Here is a 13567-nt window from a genome sequence, read left to right on the forward strand (position 1 = left end):
AAACGCCAACCGGAACGGTCATCATTGGCGCCATCAATGGCGGACCTCTCGACCCTCGACCTGAACCTGCTGCGGGTGTTCGACGCCGTGGCGCGCGAGCGGCACGTGACCCGCGCCGCCGCCCGCCTCAACCTGTCGCAGCCCGCCGTTTCCAACGCGCTGACACGGCTGCGCGGCGCCCTGGGTGACGAACTGTTCCTGCGCCGCCCCGGTGGCGTGGAGCCAACTGCCCTGGCGCTCTCCCTGATGCAGCCCGTGGCCGAGATGCTGGACCGCCTGCGGGATGCCCTGGCCGCGCACGCGCCCTTTGACCCCGCCACCGCCGAGCGCGTCTTCCCCCTCGGCTTGTCGGAATACGCCGAGGCGGTTCTGGCGCCACCGCTGCTGGAGCACCTGGCCGCCGAGGCACCGCGCTGTCTGCTGGCGATCCACCATGCCGACCGCACCAATGCGCAGGAGATGCTGGAGCGGGACGTGGTGCAGATGGCCGTCGGCATGCTGCCTGAGCCGCCGGCCCTCTACACCCGCCTGCGCCTGCTGCCGGAGGAATTTCTGACCCTGATGCGCCCAGGGCATCCCCTGGCCGAGGGGGAGGTGACGGTGGCGCGGCTGGCGGAATGGCCGCACCTGCTGCACTCACCCAACGGCTCGCGGGACGGCGCGCTGGACCAGCCGATGCGCGAGGCCGGGCATCCCCGTCGCCTCGGCGCCGTGGTGGCGCATCTGGCGGGCGTGCCCGGCATCCTGAAGCGCACCGACATGGTCATGGCACTGTCCGCACGCCTCGCCGTGCAAATGGCGGAGGCGCACGGGTTGGCGCTGCGGCCCTGTCCGGTGGTGCTGCACCACACTCGCCTGTCCCTGATCTTTCCTCGCCGCCTGGAGGCCGATGCTGGCCATGCCTGGCTGCGCCGCCTGATCCTGACCGTGGCAAGGGACGCGGCGCGGGACCCGGACTGCCAAGCCGTCAGGTCCATGACCGGATCGGCCGGCGCGCCGGCTCAGGGATGAGCCCGGCCCGGCTGTCAGCCCCAGGGGCCGCGGGGCCGACGCGACGGTGCCTGTCCGCCCCAGGGACTGGAACGCGGAGCGGATTGCGCCGGGCTCCAGCCGGGGGTCTGTCGGGCAGCGGGCATTCCCATGTGCTGCGCCAGTTCCATCAGCGCCGCGATCCGATTCTGGGTGCTGGGATGGGTGGAGAAGAGGTTGTCCATCCGCGCGCCCGAAAGCGGATTGATGATGAACATGTGGGCGGTGGCGGGATTGGCCTCGGCGCGCTGGTTGACAAAGGCGAGGCGACCCTGCTCCAGCCGCATCAAGGCATTGGCCAGGCCGGACGGATTGCCGCTGATCTCCGCCGCCGCCCGGTCCGCCTCGTACTCACGCGACCGGCTGATGGCCATCTGCACCACCATGGCGCCGAGGGGGGCCAGCACCATCATCAGCAATGTGGCGATCGGGCCCGGGCCCCGGTCATTGCCGCGCATGCCGCCGAACAGGAAGCCGAACTGCGCCAGCATGCCGATTGCGCCGGCCAGGCAAGCCGTCATGGTCATGATCAGCGTATCGCGGTTGCGAATATGCGCCAGTTCATGGGCGATAACGCCCTCCACCTCCTCGGGCGGCATGTGGGCGAGCAGTCCGGTGTTCACCGCCACGGCGGCGTTCTGCGGATTGCGCCCGGTCGCGAAGGCGTTGGGCTGATCCTCGTGAATGACATAGAGGGCGGGCATGGGCAGCCCGGCATGATGCGCCAGCCGTTCCGTCATGGCGTAGAGGTCGGGTGCCTCCTGTGGTCCCACCCGTTGCGCATTGTGCATCCGGAGCACCATGCGGTCGCTGTTCCACCAAGCAAACAGGTTGGTCAGGCAGGCAATCCCGAAGGCCACCACCATGCCCCCACGTCCGCCAATGGCGCCGCCGACCACAACAAACAGGGCGGTCATCGCCGCCAGCAGCAATGTCGTCCGGAAATACCCGTTCATTGCTTTCACCCCCTTCCGCTAAGCCTCCGTGCCACCCCACATGGGGAGCATGACAAGCTCCAAGCAAGAGGCCGCGAAGCCGGCCGATCCGCAGCCGACTCCGGCGAAGCCGCCGTCCTCGGTGACCGGCTCCGCACCGCCGGTGAAAACCGATCCCAAGGTGATGCCCAAGGAAGTGGATGGACCCACGGGACCCGAGCCGACCCGATACGGCGATTGGGAAAAGAAGGGCCGCGTCAGCGACTTCTGACGCTGTTACCGCATGTTCCGCGACTCGGGGAGCGACTCGGGCGCGGGTGGTGAACGGTTGCGAACGGCCTTGTGGCGCCGGCAGACCTTGTTCCACCACATCTAGGTGGTATCAGGGTCCGCTTCATCACCCTCCCTCTGCGCCGACTGCGCCAAGCACCTGATTCATCCCACCGGTTCATTGGCGAATCCGGCTTTGTTCTTGTTGGCTTCAGGCCGCCTTTGCACCTACGGACCAAAACGTAACGGCCACGCTCAGCTCGAACGTGGCGTACCCGGTGAATGGCTGAGCCAGAGGCTGATCAACAGGACGCCAAGTCCCCCGGCTGCCAGCGCGAACGCGGCGCCGAGAGGCGGCAACAGGGCGCCATACAGGGCCGGTCCGACCGCCTGGCCGAGGAAGTAGCAAAAGGCGTGCAGCGCGACGGCCGAGCCGCGCGCACCCGGCGCCACCTCGGTGACGCGGACCTGAATGGAATTGTGCAGCATGAAGAAGCCCAGCCCCACCAGCAGCCCGCCGGCGGCTGCGGGGTTCGGCGGCAAGGTGCCCACCGCCGCCATGCCCAGCAGCACCATCAGCCCGGCCAGCCGCATCATCCGGGCCTGCCCGATCCGCCGCAGCAGAAAGGGGGCCAGCAGCGTGTAGCCGAAGCCCCCCACGCCGAAACAGGCCACGGCAATGCCGGCGCGCAGAGTGCCGTGTCCGTCCGGCCCCAGGATCGCGGCCAGGAAGGGGAAGCACCCGAAAACGAACATGCCTTCCAGAAACACGCCTCCGTAAAGCGGGCGCGCCAGAGGACTGCGCAGGATGGTGCGATAGCGGCGCAGCACCTCGGCCAGCGAGGGCGGGCCGGCGAGGCGGGCGGTGGACGGGCGGCCACGCACGTCCCACAGCAGCACCAGGAAGGAGAAGCCGGCGGCCAGCGCGCAGAGCCACATCACGCCGCGCCAGCCGATCAGCGGCGCGACCGCCCCCGAAACGGCGCCGCCGGCGAGCTGGCCCATGATGGCGAAGGCCAGAAAGCGGCTCATCGCCACCTGGCGCTGGTCCATGGGCACCGTGTCGCCGAACAGCGCCAGGATCAGCGGAAAGATGCCGCCTGCCGCCAACCCGGCGGCGACCCGGGCGAAGAACAATTCGTCCAGCCCCGGCGCCAGGGCGCAGGCCACCAGCATCACCGCCAGCAGGCCAATGCACAGCGCCACCACGCGGCGCTTGCCGAACGCGTCGCCGACCGGTCCCAGGATGGGCTGCACCAAGGCGTAGGGCAGGGTGAAGGCGCTGGCCAGCAGCGCCACCTGCTCGACCGGAACGACGAACTCGGCGGAAAGCTCGCCCATCAGGGGATCAAGGGCCCGGCCGGCCAAGGCGCCGGCGAAACCCGAGAAGCCGAACACCGCCACCATCCGGCGGATGGCGGCAGGATCGGCCATCATGTTGCTCATGCCGCCACCCTGCGCCGGGCCAGGGCGGCCGCCAACCCTCAGCCGGGGCGTTTTGCCCTGAAGAAATCGCGCAGCAGGGTCGCGCATTCGCCTTCGCGCAGCCCGCCGATCACTTCCGGGGCATGATGGCAGGATGGCGCGGCAAAGATGCGGGCGCCATGCTCCACCCCGCCGCCCTTGGGATCGTAGGCGCCAAAGGCCACCCGCCTGACCCGGAAGAAGGAGGCCGCCTGAGCGCACATCGGGCAAGGCTCCAGCGTCACGGTCAGGGTGCAGTCCGGCAGGCGTGGCGAGCGGAGCTGCCCGGCCGCCTGGCGCAGGGCCAGGATCTCGGCATGGGCGGAAGGGTCGTGCAGCTCTTCCACCCGATTGCCGGCGCGACCCAGCACCGCGCCATCGGGGCCGGTGACAACGGCGCCCACCGGCACTTCGCCCCGCGCGGCGGCGAGCGCCGCTTCCTCCAGTGCGATCTCGATGGGCGTGGGCATGGGCGGAGCCTTAAGGCGGCGCGTGTGGAATGGGAAGGCTGCCGGGGGCAGGGAGGCATCAGGCGCCGCCGAGGCGTTCCAGGACCTGCCGCAGCAGGCGTACGCCCTGGCGGATGGCAGCTTCGCTCAGCCCGGCATAGCCCACCACCAGCCCCGCCGGTGCCTGGCCGGTGGCATAAAGCGGCGCCACGGGATGGAGGCCGAGGCCGGCCTCGCGGGCAAGGACAAGCAGGGCGGCTTGCCGATCCGGCGGCAGGCGGTTCAGCCAGAGCAGGATGTGCAGCCCCGCTTCGGCGCCGCTGGCCGTGACCGCGTCGCCCAGCATCGTAGTCAGCGCGTCCAGCAAAGCGGCCCGCCGCTCGCCGTTGCGGCGGCGCATCCGGCGGACATGGCGCTCATAAGCGCCGCTCTCGATCAGCCCGGCGAGCGCCTCCTGTTCCAGTGCCGGGGTGTGGCGGTCGGTCAGGCGCTTGGCCGCGGCGAAAGCGGGGGCGAGGGCTGCGGGCAGCACGAGGTAGCCCAGGCGCAGCGTCGGGGAAAGCGTCTTGGACAGCGTACCGAGATAGATGACGCGGCCGGCGGCGTCGCCCCGGACCTCCGCCATGGCCAGCAAAGGGGGCACGGGTGCGATGTCGTAGCGGTACTCGCCGTCGTAATCATCCTCGATGACGAAGGCGCCGGCCTGCCGCGCCCAGGCCAGCAACTCCCCGCGACGTCGCGCGGGCAGCACCCCGCCCAGCGGGAACTGGTGGGACGGGGTGACATAGGCCAGCCGGGCGGGGGGCAGTGCCTCCGTGCGCAGGCCTTCCGCATCGGCGGGCACCGGCAGCAGCGACGCTCCGGCGGCGGCGAAGATCTGGCGGGCGAGGTTGTAGCCCGGGTCTTCCATCACAGCGGCGTCGCCGGGGTCCAGCAGCAGTCGCGCGCACAGGTCGAGCCCCTGCTGCGAGCCGTTGACGACCACGATCTGCTCGGCGGCGCAGCGCAGGCCCCGCGCGCGCCACAGGTAGCCCTGCAGCGCCACCCGGAGGGAAATGGCGCCGCGCGGATCATCGTAGCGCAGGCGTGGCGGGCGGCGCAGCAGGGCGGCGGTAATGGCCTTCCGCCAGGCGGGCAGGGGGAAGTCGGCGCTGGCGAGGTCGCCGTAGCGGAAATCCACCGACAGGTCCGGCAGGTCGGCCGGCTGGAGGGGCGCGGCCTCCAGCCGGCGCGCGAAGGCGGAAAGCGGGATTGGAAACGGGGCAGGCGCACGCTGCTCCGTTGAAAGGGCGGGATGGCCGAAGCCCCGTGCCACCCTTGCCCGGCTGCCCCGGCGCGTTTCCACATACCCTTCGGCGATCAACTGCTCATAGGCTGCGGTGACGGTGGTGCGCGAAACCCCCCATTCCGCCGCCAGGGCACGGGTGGAGGGAAGCGGCGCACCGGCGCAGAGCTGGCCGGAGGCGATGCGGGCCTTGATCGACTCGCCGATGCTGCGGCTGATACGCGGCGGTGGCTGCGGCGTCATGGCGGGGATTGACCGTTGTTCGAACTGGCCCAGTGTTTTCGCGGGAAACTGGACGTTTCTTCTGGGCCAATCCGGCGGCAAGGTCCACCTCAGCCGTGGAGCCGAGCCGATGTATGTGCCGCCTGCCTTTCGCGAGGAAGACCTGCCGACCCTGCATGCGCTGATGCGGGAAGCGCGCCTCGCCAACCTGGTCACCGCCACGGCGGACGGGCTGATGGCGACGCCGCTGCCGTTGCTGCTGGCACCGGAGGAGGGGCCCTACGGAACGCTGTATGGGCATCTGGCACGGGCCAACCCGCAATGGAGCTTGCCCGCGGCGGGAGAGGCCATGGTGCTGTTCAGTGGGCCCGAGGCCTATGTCAGCCCATCCTGGTACCCGTCCAAGAAGGAGCACCGAAAGGTGGTGCCAACCTGGAACTACATGGCCGTGCACGCCTATGGCCCGGCGGAATTCTTTGAGGATGCCGGGCGCCTGCGGGATGTGGTGGTGCGGTTGACCGACCGGCACGAGGGGGTGCGCGCCCAGCCCTGGGCCGTGGCCGATGCGCCGGAGCCCTTTGTCCGCGGGCAGCTCAAGGGGATCGTCGGGCTGCGCCTGCCGATCACCCGGTTGGAGGGCAAGCGCAAGATGAGCCAGAACCGAACCGAGGCGGACCGGGCCGGGGTGGCCGCCGGGCTAGGCGCCAGCGATTCGGCTGCCGAGCGGGCTGTGGCGGCCCTGATCCCGAAATAGGCGTCCCCCCGCGCCGCCTCTTACCCTTTCTGTTCGAGATGGGGGCAATACCCTGAGGAGAGCATGCCGCGATGCCGGATTTCACCCAACTCGTCCTGTTTTCCGCCGCGGCCCTGCTGCTGGCGGTGACGCCGGGGCCAGGCCTCTTCTATGTCGCCGCGCGCAGCCTGGCTGGGGGACGAAGCGATGGCGTGGCCTCCAGCTTCGGTACCGCGCTGGGCGGCACGGTGCATGTGCTGGCCGGGGCATTGGGCGTGTCGGCCCTGGTGCTGGCCAGTGCCGAACTGTTCACCGCGCTGAAACTGGCGGGCTCCGCCTACTTGGTGTGGCTGGGATGGCGCATGATCCGGTCCGCCCGGCGGGATGCGGCCGCCGCTCTCCGCGGCGCGGCGGCCGCGCCGCCGGTGGGGGCGGCCCGTGCCTTCCGCGAGGGAGTGCTGGTGGAAGCACTCAACCCCAAGACGGCCGCCTTCTTCCTGGCCTTTATTCCCCAGTTCCTGGACCCGGCCCAAGGCGGGGTGGCGGGGCAGTTCGTGCTCCTGGGGCTGGTTTCGGTGGCGCTGAACACGCTGGCCGACCTTGTCGTGGCCTTTGCGGCCGGCGGCATCCGGCAAGGGGCGGTGGCCCGCCCGGCGCTGATCCGGCGGCTGCGGGAGGCCTCGGGCGCGGCCACGGTGGCGCTGGGCGTTGCGCTGGCCGCTGCGCGGCGTCCGGTCGGCTAGATCCGGATCACGCCCGGGCCGAACCGGCCGGCCGGGCAACGACGCTCGTGAAGACAAGGCCCCGGCGGGAGAACCGCCCGAGCCGGAGCGGATGGACGCTGCGCCTCCCGGTTCGGGCGAGGGGAAAGTCGCGCGCTGCCGGACCCGCCCTTCTCAGCTTCCGGGGCCGATGAGCTGCCCGCCATCGACCACGATGCTCTGCCCCGTAACCCAGCGGGCACGGCGGGAGGCGAGGAACAGCACCACATCGGCCACTTCCTCCGGCTCGCCCAGACGGCCTGCCGGGATCTGCTGCCGGATCTGCTCATAAAGCGGGGCACCTTCCAGCCGACGCTTTTCCCACGAGCCGCCGGGGAACTCGATGGAGCCGGGTGCCACGGCGTTCACCCGGATGCCCTGAGCCGCGTACATCTTGGCCTGGCTGGCGGTGTAGTGGTCGATCGCCGCCTTCATCGCGCCATAGGGGGCCGAGCGCGTGCTCGCCCGCAGCGCCGAAATGGAAGACACGTTGACGATGGCGGCGCCACGCCCCTCCGCACCCGATTTCTGCAGAAAGGGCAGGGCGGCGTGGGAGGCGCGCACCGTTGCCATGATGTCCACGCCGAAGGCGGCGGACCAGCCCGCCTCGTCATCGGTGGCGCCGAAGCCGGAAGCGTTGTTCACCAGCACGTCGATGCCGCCCAGCGCCTCGGCCGCGCGGGCGATAAAGGCCTGGATCTGCTCTGCTTCGGCGAGGTCGCAGGGGGCGGCGAAAACCGGGTGGCCGAGGGCAGCGATCTCCCCTCGCGTTTTTTCCAGCGATTCCGTGCCGCGCGCGCACAGGGCGACCGCCGCGCCTTCCTGCGCGAAGCCCAGCGCGATGCTGCGGCCGATGCCGCGGCTGCCACCCATCACCACCACGCGCTTGCCACCGAGCTGCATCGTCGCCTCCTGCATGAAATCCGAAATGCATTGTTCTCACCGCGAGGGGGGGCTAGCAACCGCACCCATGCGCAAGCTTCCTCTGGTCGGCCTGACCCTCGATGCGGAACAGCCCGGCGGCTATTCCAAGCTGCCCTGGTACGCCCTGCGGCAGAACTACTTTTCCAGCGTGGCGCGGGCCGGCGGGCTGCCCGTCGCCCTGCCGCACGAACCGGAACTGGCCGAGGCCTATCTCGATAAGATTGACGGGCTGCTGGTGACCGGCGGCGCCTTTGACGTGGACCCTTCGCTGTACGGCGGCGGGCCGGCGCACCCGACCGTGGCGCTGAAGCAGGGCCGCACGGCCTTTGAGCTGGCCATGGTGCGCGGTGCCCTGGCGCGGAACATGCCCGTGCTGGGGATCTGCGGCGGCGAGCAGCTGCTGGCGGTGGCGCTGGGCGGCACGCTGATCCAGCACATCCCGGATCGTGTGCCGGATGCGCTGGCTCATGAGCAGCCCAACCCGCGCAACGAGCCGGGGCACGAGGTGGAGATCACGCAAGGCACGCTGCTGGCCCGGGTGGTGGGTGGCACGCGCATGGCGGTGAATTCGGCGCATCACCAGGCGGTGGAGCGGCCGGGTGCGGGCGCGGTGGTCAACGCCGTTGCGCCGGATGGCGTGATCGAGGGGATCGAGAGCACGGCGCACCGCTTCGCCCTCGGCGTGCAGTGGCACCCTGAATACGCGGTCGACAAGGCCGATCAGCGTATCCTGGACGGGTTCGTGGAGGCCTGCCGTGGCTGAGGAAGCGGAGGACGCCGCACGCGGCGAGCGCATCGCGAAGTTCCTGGCGCGCGCCGGCATTGCCAGCCGCCGCGATGCCGAGAAGCTGGTGGCCGAGGGCCGGGTGACGCTGAACGGGCAGGTGGTGGACACGCCAGCCACCTTTGTCGGGCCGGAGGACCGCGTGGCGGTGGGCGGGCAGGTGGTGGGGACCCCGGAGCGGACACGGCTGTTCCGCTACCACAAGCCGGCCGGGCTGGTGACCACGCACAAGGACCCGGAAGGGCGCCGCACCGTGTTCGAGGAGTTGCCGGCCGGGCTGCCGCGCCTGGTCTCGGTGGGCCGGCTCGACTTGAACTCCGAAGGGCTGCTGCTGCTGACCAATGATGGCGCGCTGAGCCGCAAGCTGGAGCTGCCTTCCAATGGCTGGACACGGCGCTACCGCGCGCGGGTGCATGGCCGGGTGGATGAGCGGGCGTTGGCGTATCTGGCGAACGGCGTCACGGTGGAGGGCGTCGCCTACGGCCCCATCGAGGCAGGGCTGGATTCACGACAGGGCACCAATGCCTGGCTGACAGTTTCCTTGGCGGAAGGCAAGAACCGGGAGGTGCGGCGCGTGCTGCAGCATCTGGGCCTCACCGTGACCCGGCTGATCCGCGTGGCTTACGGCCCCTTCACCCTCGGGCCGCTGCCGCGCGGCGCGGTGGAGGAGGTGAACGCCAAGTTCATGCGTGAGGAGCTGGGCCTCGATGCGCCGCCGCGCATCCAGCGCGGAGTGGAGCGCACCGCCGAGGCCGGCCGCCGCGCTGCCGCCGAGGCTGCGGCGCAAGGGCTGCAGGAAGAGGCGCAAAAGCCGGAAGGGCTGCGGCGCTCACGTCCCGCCAAGCCGCCCGCGCCAGCCAGAACCCCCCGAGCGCGCAACGCCACGGAGAAGCTGCGCGACTCGCGCGGCGGCGTGGCGCAGGGCAGGGATGCCGACCAGCCCGAGGGACCGCCGCGACGCCGCGGTCCGCACCGTTGAGCGGCTTTGCCGGGCCGCTGCGTCCGCCCCGGTGAGGATCGTGGCGGGCCGGCATCGCGGCCGGAAGCTGGAAGCGCCGCCGGGCGGCACCACTCGCCCCACGGCGGACCGGGTGCGCCAGGCGCTGTTCGACATGCTGTGGCATGCGCCCTGGGCCGGCCGAGCCTGCATCGAGGATGCGGCCGTGCTGGACGCCTTCGCCGGAACCGGGGCGCTGGGGCTGGAAGCCTTGTCGCGAGGGGCAGCCTCTGCCGATTTCCTCGAGCGGGACCGGGTGGCGCTGGCGGTGCTGCGCGCCAACATCGCCGCCTGCCGTGAGGAAGCGCGGAGCCGGATCTGGCCCGGCGACGCCGTGCGGCCGGCACGGGCGCCCCGAGCCTGCGGGATGCTGTTCCTCGATCCTCCCTACGGGCAGGAGCTGGTGCCGAAGGCTCTGGCGGCGCTGGGCAAGGCGGGGTGGATCGCTCCGGCCGCGCTGGTTTGTGCTGAAATCGGCGTGGAGGAAGGGCTGGACCTGCCCGGCTACGCGGTGTTGGCGGAGCGGGCGCACGGCGCCGCGCGGCTGGTCTGTCTCCGCCTGGCGGACACGGCCTAGCGCGGCGGATCGCCGCCTTGGGTGGCGGGATGCCGGCGGCCGCGCTCCCGCTGCCTAGACCCGCGCCACGGAGCGAAGCTGGCGCCAAAGACTGGTGGGCCGTTCGGGGTCAACCAGATCCGTTTCCGCCAGTGCTTCCTCTTCCGGCCCGAGGGGGCGCGACTCCAGCGGAACGAGGCGGCGCGAACCGGTGTTCAGCGCCTCGATGGCGCGGATCAGCGATCCGTCCGCCCCATCCAGGGCGGTGGCCACATCCGCCGCCTCGCAGCCCAGATGTTCGGCCAGCAGGTCGTCGCGACGGGCGACGATGGCGCGGCGGATGGCCTCGGTGGTGCCCTCCACCGCCAGGTCGCATTCAGTGTCATAGCCGAGCGAGCGGTTGTTCATGTTGGCCGACCCGATCTTCAGCAGCCGGTCATCCACCACCATGATCTTGGCGTGCACGTAGATCGGCGTGCCGGCCGTGTTGACGGGATGGAAGATGCGGAAGCGCCCGTACCGGTCGGCCCGCCGGACCAGGTGCAGCAGGCGGACGCGGGCGGCATCCATGGTCTTCTGCTCCAGCCAGCCATCGGCGCTTTCGGGGTTGATCACCACGATCTCGGGCCCATCCGGCTCCGCAAGGCGGCGCACCATGGCCTCGGCCACGCGGCGGGAAGCGAAGTACTGGCTTTCGATGTAGAGGTGGCGGCGCGCGGCGGCGATGGCGCGAAAGGTGAGCGTCTCGATCTCGGCGACCTGCCGGTGGCCGTCATACTCGGCAATGGTGCGGGCGATGCCGATCTCCACATCCCGCAGATCCACCGGGAGGTCGTCGGGCCAGGGATCGCCGGCAGGCGTGACGGGCTCCAGGGTTTCGCTGGTGGCGCGGCGCCAGCGTTCGCGGGCCAGTTCGGCCAGCTTGGCGGCGGCGGCGCCATCCACGCAGGTGGTGGCATCGTGCCAGGGGTCGCAGGGGCTGCCGCCGGGGGTGCGGCGATGCTTGGCATCCGGCTCGTGGCCGCGCGTGTCCCAGCGGCCGACCGTCATGTCGATGCCGCCGCAGAAGGCCAGCGCGTCGTCGATCACCATCAGCTTCATATGGTGTGCCGCGGCGGCCGGGTGGGCGCCGTCCAGCTTCAGGCGGACGCGGCGGCCGGTCATCCAGTCCAGCAGAAAGAAGGGCGTTTCCCCGCGGGCCAGGGAGCCCAGCAGGCCCAGATCCCATTTCAGGATGCGGATGCGCAGCTCCGGCCGCTCCCGCGCCAGCCAGTTCAGGAAGCGGCCGAGCTTGGGCGGGCCGGGATGATCGGTGCCGCCGGGTTCCAGCTTGATGCGTGTGTCGAAATCCCAGCCGATCATCAGGATGCTGTGGCGGGCCTTGAGCATCGCCGATCGGGCCGCAGCGAAGTAATCCGCCGCATCCACCATCACCCTGAAACGTCCGGCACGGGCCGTGGCCCAGCAGGTTTCGCCTGGCGTGAGCAATGGCGCGGTGGGGGCTGCGACCTCTGCGGCCGGGGCAAGGTTAGGCATCGCATCCTCCTGTCGCCGGTCGCAACGCCGCGGCCAAGCGCGCGTTCCTGGAGCATGGCCGTTGTCACTCGAAGGTGAGGCCAAGTTCCACCAGGATGAGAATGTCCAGTTCCCGCCCAGCGATCCGCGCGGGTGGGTATGTCACGGGCTTCGCGCGGATGCCATGCCTTGCCAGGTTCCACACGCGGGCCGGGCGGTCCCGCATGTGGCGGTCATGGGCTATTCGGCGGCGAGCGCCGGGGCCGCTTCAGCAACCGGCGGGCGGGACAGGTCGACCCCGACCCGGGCATAAACTTCGGACAGCTTGCGCTCATACGCCTCGTTGTTGAACAGGGCGGCGCGCTTCGGTCCGGCGCCTTCCAGCCAGCCGCGCAGATCGGCGTCGCGGTCCAGCGCACGGATCGCCTCCACCATGGCCCTCACGTCGTAAGGATCGACGGTGATGGCGGCCTCGCCCACCACTTCCGGCAGTGAGGAGGTGTTGGAGGTCATCACCGGTGTGCCGAGCTTCATCGCTTCCAGCGCCGGCAGGCCAAAGCCTTCATAGAGGGAAGGGAACAGCGCCGCCTTGGCGCCGCGGATCAGCGAGATCAGCAGCCGGAAGGGCGCGTAGTCGAGCAGGATGATCTTGCGCTTCGTGCGCAGCACCGAACCTTCCTGCACCTGGTATCGGATGTGGTCGTCGAACAGGAGCTTCAGCTCCTCCTCGCTTTTCCAGGCCTGCTTGCCGACGATCACCAGCGGCAGGTCGGAGCCGGAGGCCAGGAACGCCTCGATCATGCGGCCGACATTCTTCTTCGGCTCGATGGCGCCGAAGAACAGGAAGTACTTCTTCCATTCGAGGCCGAAGGAGCCGGTGATCTCGTCCCGCGCCTCGTCCAGCGGCTTGTCGGTGAATTTCCGCGGCAGGTCGACCGCCTGATAGGTGTTGGTGACCTTGTCCGGGTCGGCACCGAGCAGGTTGATGATGTCGCGCCGCGAGGCTTCGGACACCGTGATGATGTGGTCCGCCTTCTGCGCGATCAGCTTGTTCAGCCGCAGGTAGCGCCGCTTGTGGTCCAGCGTGGTGTAGGGAAGGCGCAGCGGCACCAGGTCGTGCAGGGTGTAGATGTTCTTGATGCCCGGCATCAGCATGGGCAGCGGGTAGGTCCAGTGCATGACCTCCGGCGCGCGCGGCAGCCGCACCTTCAGCCGGTTTTTGAACCACTTGAAGTGGTTAGCGGCCTGGGTGAAGCCGTTCTCCAGGTTCCACAAATGGTCGAAATGCGGCATCCGGCTGTCAAAGGTCGTGGAGATGACATTGCCGGTGATCGGCACCTCCGTCGCGTATTCGCCGAAGCTGCCCAGGGTGGTGCGGCGCGTGTTGCGCAGCCAGCGCAGCAGGGTGGAGGGCTCGCCCACGCGGTTGTCGAAGAAGGCAATCTCACGGATCAGCTTGTTGCGGCTGGGACTGGCACGGGTGCCGTACAGCACGCCAACCTCCGCCCCCATGGCGCCCAGGCGGAAGCTCAGGTTGCGGGCATAGGTTGCCACCCCGGTTCCCTGGTCCAGGGCGAGGTTGTGTCCATCTATGGTGATTCTGGGGCGCATGGGCGCAACCTAACCGAGTGCAACCGCAGAAC

Annotated in this window: 14 protein-coding genes and 1 pseudogene; 7 read left to right on the top strand and 8 right to left on the bottom strand. The window is 70.1% G+C overall.

The genetic code is table 11. The features are described 5' to 3' along the window. The first annotated feature begins 36 nt into the window (after positions 1-36). Positions 37-1011, top strand: coding sequence for a LysR family transcriptional regulator (locus ACFOD4_RS09855; protein WP_379595989.1), 975 nt, complete (start codon positions 37-39; stop codon positions 1009-1011). A gap of 14 nt (positions 1012-1025) precedes the next feature. Here ACFOD4_RS09855 and htpX read toward each other — a convergent pair whose 3' ends face one another. Beyond that, a complete protein-coding gene (htpX, locus tag ACFOD4_RS09860) occupies positions 1026-1985 on the bottom strand; it encodes a zinc metalloprotease HtpX (protein WP_379595991.1) in 960 nt (319 codons plus the stop codon). A gap of 49 nt (positions 1986-2034) precedes the next feature. On the opposite strand from htpX, the gene ACFOD4_RS09865 reads away from it, so the two are divergent. Further along, entirely contained in the window at positions 2035-2235 is a 201-nt protein-coding gene (locus ACFOD4_RS09865) for a succinate dehydrogenase assembly factor 4 (protein ID WP_379595993.1), read from the top strand. Between the two features lie 254 nt (positions 2236-2489). Here ACFOD4_RS09865 and ACFOD4_RS09870 read toward each other — a convergent pair whose 3' ends face one another. Genes ACFOD4_RS09870 through pdxR form a run of 3 tightly spaced genes read right to left on the bottom strand, consistent with a single transcriptional unit; the run spans position 2490 to position 5675 of the window. Continuing rightward, positions 2490-3680, bottom strand: a complete 1191-nt coding sequence (locus tag ACFOD4_RS09870; RefSeq protein ID WP_379595995.1) for an MFS transporter — start codon at positions 3678-3680, stop codon at positions 2490-2492. 38 nt (positions 3681-3718) lie between these two features. Further along, on the bottom strand, positions 3719-4168 hold the full coding sequence (locus tag ACFOD4_RS09875; RefSeq protein ID WP_379595997.1) for a nucleoside deaminase: 450 nt from the start codon (positions 4166-4168) through the stop codon (positions 3719-3721). A gap of 58 nt (positions 4169-4226) precedes the next feature. After that, a complete protein-coding gene (gene pdxR / locus ACFOD4_RS09880) occupies positions 4227-5675 on the bottom strand; it encodes a MocR-like pyridoxine biosynthesis transcription factor PdxR (protein ID WP_379595998.1) in 1449 nt (482 codons plus the stop codon). A 109-nt stretch (positions 5676-5784) separates the two neighbouring features. On the opposite strand from pdxR, the gene ACFOD4_RS09885 reads away from it, so the two are divergent. Both ACFOD4_RS09885 and ACFOD4_RS09890 read left to right on the top strand, forming a co-directional pair. Beyond that, positions 5785-6408 carry an FMN-binding negative transcriptional regulator gene (locus ACFOD4_RS09885; protein WP_379596000.1) on the top strand — a complete coding sequence of 208 codons (624 nt, stop codon included), beginning with the start codon at positions 5785-5787 and terminating at the stop codon, positions 6406-6408. A 71-nt stretch (positions 6409-6479) separates the two neighbouring features. Further along, positions 6480-7130 (top strand): LysE family translocator, encoded by a 651-nt coding sequence (locus ACFOD4_RS09890; RefSeq protein ID WP_379596002.1) that lies wholly within the window; start codon positions 6480-6482, stop codon positions 7128-7130. 153 nt (positions 7131-7283) lie between these two features. Here ACFOD4_RS09890 and ACFOD4_RS09895 read toward each other — a convergent pair whose 3' ends face one another. Next, on the bottom strand, positions 7284-8066 hold the full coding sequence (locus ACFOD4_RS09895) for an SDR family NAD(P)-dependent oxidoreductase (RefSeq protein ID WP_379596004.1): 783 nt from the start codon (positions 8064-8066) through the stop codon (positions 7284-7286). 52 nt (positions 8067-8118) lie between these two features. Between ACFOD4_RS09895 and ACFOD4_RS09900 the strand changes: the two genes are divergently transcribed. The 3 genes and pseudogenes from ACFOD4_RS09900 (at position 8119) to rsmD (ending at position 10430) form a co-directional block, all read left to right on the top strand. Continuing rightward, positions 8119-8835, top strand: coding sequence for a gamma-glutamyl-gamma-aminobutyrate hydrolase family protein (locus ACFOD4_RS09900; RefSeq protein ID WP_379596005.1), 717 nt, complete (start codon positions 8119-8121; stop codon positions 8833-8835). Beyond that, positions 8828-9556: pseudogene (locus tag ACFOD4_RS09905) on the top strand (pseudouridine synthase); the annotation flags it as partial. The gene ACFOD4_RS09900 and the pseudogene ACFOD4_RS09905, both read left to right, overlap by 8 nt. 310 nt (positions 9557-9866) lie before the next feature. Continuing rightward, positions 9867-10430, top strand: a complete 564-nt coding sequence (rsmD, locus tag ACFOD4_RS09910) for a 16S rRNA (guanine(966)-N(2))-methyltransferase RsmD (protein WP_379596077.1) — start codon at positions 9867-9869, stop codon at positions 10428-10430. 54 nt (positions 10431-10484) lie between these two features. Here rsmD and ACFOD4_RS09915 read toward each other — a convergent pair whose 3' ends face one another. From ACFOD4_RS09915 to ACFOD4_RS09925, 3 genes are all read right to left on the bottom strand, one after another. Further along, on the bottom strand, positions 10485-11945 hold the full coding sequence (locus ACFOD4_RS09915) for a phospholipase D-like domain-containing protein (protein ID WP_379596007.1): 1461 nt from the start codon (positions 11943-11945) through the stop codon (positions 10485-10487). A gap of 64 nt (positions 11946-12009) precedes the next feature. Continuing rightward, positions 12010-12150 carry a hypothetical protein gene (locus ACFOD4_RS09920; RefSeq protein WP_379596008.1) on the bottom strand — a complete coding sequence of 47 codons (141 nt, stop codon included), beginning with the start codon at positions 12148-12150 and terminating at the stop codon, positions 12010-12012. A gap of 14 nt (positions 12151-12164) precedes the next feature. Further along, positions 12165-13535, bottom strand: coding sequence for a glycosyltransferase family 4 protein (locus ACFOD4_RS09925; RefSeq protein ID WP_379596009.1), 1371 nt, complete (start codon positions 13533-13535; stop codon positions 12165-12167). Positions 13536-13567: the final 32 nt, after the last annotated feature.

The sequence above is a fragment of the Teichococcus globiformis genome, from assembly GCF_042646265.1.
GTDB lineage: Bacteria > Pseudomonadota > Alphaproteobacteria > Acetobacterales > Acetobacteraceae > Pseudoroseomonas > Pseudoroseomonas globiformis.

What these genes read in the sequence shown, in the direction of transcription:
- ACFOD4_RS09855 (WP_379595989.1), top strand. Translation starts at nt 37, where the DNA reads ATGGCGGACCTCTCGACCCTCGACCTGAACCTGCTGCGGGTGTTCGAC.
- ACFOD4_RS09875 (WP_379595997.1), bottom strand. Translation starts at nt 4,168, where the DNA reads ATGCCCACGCCCATCGAGATCGCACTGGAGGAAGCGGCGCTCGCCGCC.
- ACFOD4_RS09900 (WP_379596005.1), top strand. Translation starts at nt 8,119, where the DNA reads ATGCGCAAGCTTCCTCTGGTCGGCCTGACCCTCGATGCGGAACAGCCC.
- ACFOD4_RS09915 (WP_379596007.1), bottom strand. Translation starts at nt 11,945, where the DNA reads ATGCCTAACCTTGCCCCGGCCGCAGAGGTCGCAGCCCCCACCGCGCCA.
- ACFOD4_RS09925 (WP_379596009.1), bottom strand. Translation starts at nt 13,535, where the DNA reads ATGCGCCCCAGAATCACCATAGATGGACACAACCTCGCCCTGGACCAG.
- ACFOD4_RS09920 (WP_379596008.1), bottom strand. Translation starts at nt 12,150, where the DNA reads ATGCGGGACCGCCCGGCCCGCGTGTGGAACCTGGCAAGGCATGGCATC.
- ACFOD4_RS09890 (WP_379596002.1), top strand. Translation starts at nt 6,480, where the DNA reads ATGCCGGATTTCACCCAACTCGTCCTGTTTTCCGCCGCGGCCCTGCTG.
- htpX (WP_379595991.1), bottom strand. Translation starts at nt 1,985, where the DNA reads ATGAACGGGTATTTCCGGACGACATTGCTGCTGGCGGCGATGACCGCC.
- ACFOD4_RS09865 (WP_379595993.1), top strand. Translation starts at nt 2,035, where the DNA reads ATGACAAGCTCCAAGCAAGAGGCCGCGAAGCCGGCCGATCCGCAGCCG.
- ACFOD4_RS09895 (WP_379596004.1), bottom strand. Translation starts at nt 8,066, where the DNA reads ATGCAGGAGGCGACGATGCAGCTCGGTGGCAAGCGCGTGGTGGTGATG.
- ACFOD4_RS09885 (WP_379596000.1), top strand. Translation starts at nt 5,785, where the DNA reads ATGTATGTGCCGCCTGCCTTTCGCGAGGAAGACCTGCCGACCCTGCAT.
- ACFOD4_RS09870 (WP_379595995.1), bottom strand. Translation starts at nt 3,680, where the DNA reads ATGAGCAACATGATGGCCGATCCTGCCGCCATCCGCCGGATGGTGGCG.
- pdxR (WP_379595998.1), bottom strand. Translation starts at nt 5,675, where the DNA reads ATGACGCCGCAGCCACCGCCGCGTATCAGCCGCAGCATCGGCGAGTCG.